This is a genomic window from Nonomuraea lactucae, assembly GCF_003313395.1.
GTDB classification, from domain to species: Bacteria; Actinomycetota; Actinomycetes; order Streptosporangiales; family Streptosporangiaceae; genus Nonomuraea; species Nonomuraea lactucae.
In genome coordinates, this window is sequence record NZ_QNFZ01000655.1 from 1 (window position 1) to 2,862 (window position 2,862).

A 2,862-nucleotide genomic window follows, 5' to 3' on the forward strand; every position below is an offset into this window, starting at 1 on the left:
CCGCCGCCGCGACGTCCGGCTACGGCCGCCTGCTCGCCCGCCTGTCGCGCGCCGGCGTGCCCTGCGCGCAGGTGCCGGTGGGCTTCCGCGGGCTGCGCGTCACCACCCGCCGCCTGGTCCGTACGGCACACGCCATCGGCATGCAGGTGCACGTGTGGACCATCAACGACCCGGCGCGCATGGAGCAGCTGCTCGACCTCGGCGTCGACGGCGTCATGACGGACAACATCACCGGCCTTCGCGACGTGCTCGACCGGCGTGGCCTGTGGCATCCCGGCCGCTTCGCGGCCTAGAACCCAAAGGCCGCGAAGCGGCCGGAACCGACAGGCCGCGAAGCGGCTGGAACCGACAGGCCGCGAGCGGCCGCGAACCGAGACAGGCCCGTCCGGACCATCCGCGACAGGCACGAGGAGCGACTCGACACCATGCCCGTACCCGCACCCCCCGCGGCCTCCGACGAACCCGCCGCAGGCTCCCCGGCCGGCCGCCGGCGCGAGCAGCGCGGCTGGTACTTCTACGACTGGGCCAACTCCGCCTTCTACACCACGATCATCTCGGTCTTCCTCGGCCCCTACCTCATCCCGGTCGCCCGGACCGCGGCCTGCGCCAAGGACTTCCCGGACGTGCCGGCCGCCACGTGCGCGGCCGACTTCGACAGGCTGGCCGCCGCCAACCCCGGGCTGGGGTACGTGGACGTGTTCGGGGCCGACGTCAGGCCCGCGGCGTTCTTCGGGCTGACGCTGACCATCGCGGTGTTCCTGCAGATCGTCTTCCTGCCGATCGTGGGCGCGCTGGCCGACCACACGGGCCGCAAGAGGGAGATGCTGGGCGCGTTCGCCTACGTCGGCGCGCTGGCCACCATGGGCCTGTACTTCGTCGAGGGCGACCGCTACCTGCTGGGTGGGCTGCTGTTCGTCATCGCCAACCTGGCCTACGGCTCGTCCGTCGTGGTCTACGACTCGTTCCTGCCGCAGATCTCCACGCCCGACGAGCGCGACGCCGTCTCCTCGCGCGGGTGGGCGATCGGCTACCTGGGCGGCGGCCTGCTGCTGGCGCTCAACCTGGTGCTCTACCTGCGGCACGAGAGCCTGGGCCTCAGCGAGGGCATGTCGGTCCGCATCAGCATGATGTCGGCCGGGCTGTGGTGGGCGACGTTCACACTGGTGCCGCTGCTGAGGCTGCGCAACCGGCCGGTCCCGCCGCACGAGAGGACGGCGCTGCGCTCGGTGGGCGGCAGCTTCCGCCAGCTCGGCCGTACGCTCAGGGAGCTGCGCCGCTACCCGCTGACGCTGCTGTTCCTTGTCGCCTACCTGGTCTACAACGACGGCATCCAGACGGTCATCGGCAACAGCGCGGCCTTCGCCTCCGAGGCGCTGAAGCTGAGCAAGACGGTGCAGATCAGCGCGATCCTGATGGTGCAGTTCGTGGCGTTCTTCGGCGCGCTGCTGCTGGGCGCGCTGGCCCGCCGCCACGGCACCAAGCACACCATTCTGGGCAGCCTGGTGGTGTGGACGGCCATCGTCATCGTCGCGCTGTTCGTCGAGGAGGGCCGGGCGGTGCAGTTCTACCTGATGGCGCTGGCCATCGCGCTCGTCCTGGGCGGCACCCAGGCGCTGTCGCGCTCGCTGTTCTCGCAGGTGATCCCGAAGGGCAGGGAGGCCGAGTACTTCAGCCTGCTGCAGATCAGCGACAAGGGCTCGGCGTTCATCGGCGCGCTGACGGTGACGATCGCGCTGCAGCTGACCAACAGCTACCGGATCGCCATCCTGTCGATGATCATCTTCTTCATCGCCGGGTTCGCGCTGCTGGCCATGGTGAACCTGCCCAGGGCCATCCGCGCGGCGGGCAACGAGGTGCCCGCGAGGATCTGAGGGGCGTCCGCGCACGTCCGGGTCACCGCGCGCACAGGTAGGGGCGGGCCAGGGTCAGCGCGAGGGCGGTCAGGCTGATCCCGAGGTAGACCGGCGCCAGGTGCCAGAAGTCGGTGTAGCCGATCGCCGAGTGCACCAGAACGGGCGGGACGAACCCGGCGATCGCGGCGGCCGTCAGCGACCACCACACCCACGCCTCGCCACGCCGCCACCCCCAGGCGCTCAGCAGCGTGACGGCCACGGCGGCTGCCATCAGCGCGCCGCCGAATCCCGCCCGGTCGTGCGCGATGAACGGCAGCAGGCGGGTCCCGGCGGCGTGCAGGTCGCCGGGAGTGGTGTGGAGGAAGACCAGGTCGCTGTGGACGAACACGTCAGTGAGCCCCACGAGTGACACGGCCGCGCCCCCGGCGAACAGCCCCACCCCGGTGACGATCAGCAGGAGCTGGCCCACAAGCGCCCGCCGCCTCCGGGGTTCGGGGCCCTCCGCGAGGATCGTCCACTGTGGGCGAGGTGGTCGCCGGCGGGTGGCGAGCACGAACATCGGGAAAAGCGCGACCGTGACCGCCGTGTGCAGCGGCTCGACGAACCCGGATCCCAGGAAGTAGAACAGGGTGGGGAACCCGACGGCTCCGGAGGCCAGGTAGGCGTTCCTGGCCCACCGCCACCCGTGCCGGATCCCGCCGGCGGCCAGGCCGGCGTAGAGCGCCCCGACCGCCACCATCGTGCCGGCCATGGTGATCCTGTCGTGCCGCAGGAAGCTCACGAGCCTGTGGTTGGCGCCGTGCAGCTGGTGGAGGTCCATGCCGAGGAAGTCGCGGTCGTACCAGAGCAGCACCGGACCGAGCGTGATGGCGGCCGCGCCCAGTCCCGCGCCGATCATGCCGATGCCCACGCACAGCCCCCACCACCAGGCGGGCCACCGCCGGGGATCGCGGCCGACCTCGCGCGGGCCGGGCGGCGGGTGCGTCGGCGTGGCCGCCTCGGCCACCCG

The 2,862-nt window shown here is 71.7% G+C and carries 3 protein-coding genes; 2 read left to right on the plus strand and 1 reads right to left on the minus strand.

Annotation, left to right across the window (positions count from 1 at the left end; translation table 11 throughout):
- Both DQW85_RS24880 and DQW85_RS24885 read left to right on the plus strand, forming a co-directional pair.
- On the plus strand, positions 1–293 hold a 293-nt coding region (locus DQW85_RS24880; protein ID WP_275888256.1), incomplete at its 5' end, for a glycerophosphodiester phosphodiesterase family protein.
- A gap of 132 nt (positions 294–425) precedes the next feature.
- Positions 426–1,871 (plus strand): MFS transporter, encoded by a 1,446-nt coding sequence (locus tag DQW85_RS24885; protein WP_113702421.1) that lies wholly within the window; start codon positions 426–428, stop codon positions 1,869–1,871.
- A gap of 22 nt (positions 1,872–1,893) precedes the next feature.
- Here DQW85_RS24885 and DQW85_RS24890 read toward each other — a convergent pair.
- The coding region (locus tag DQW85_RS24890; protein ID WP_205315385.1) for a hypothetical protein at positions 1,894–2,862 on the minus strand (969 nt) is incomplete at its 5' end.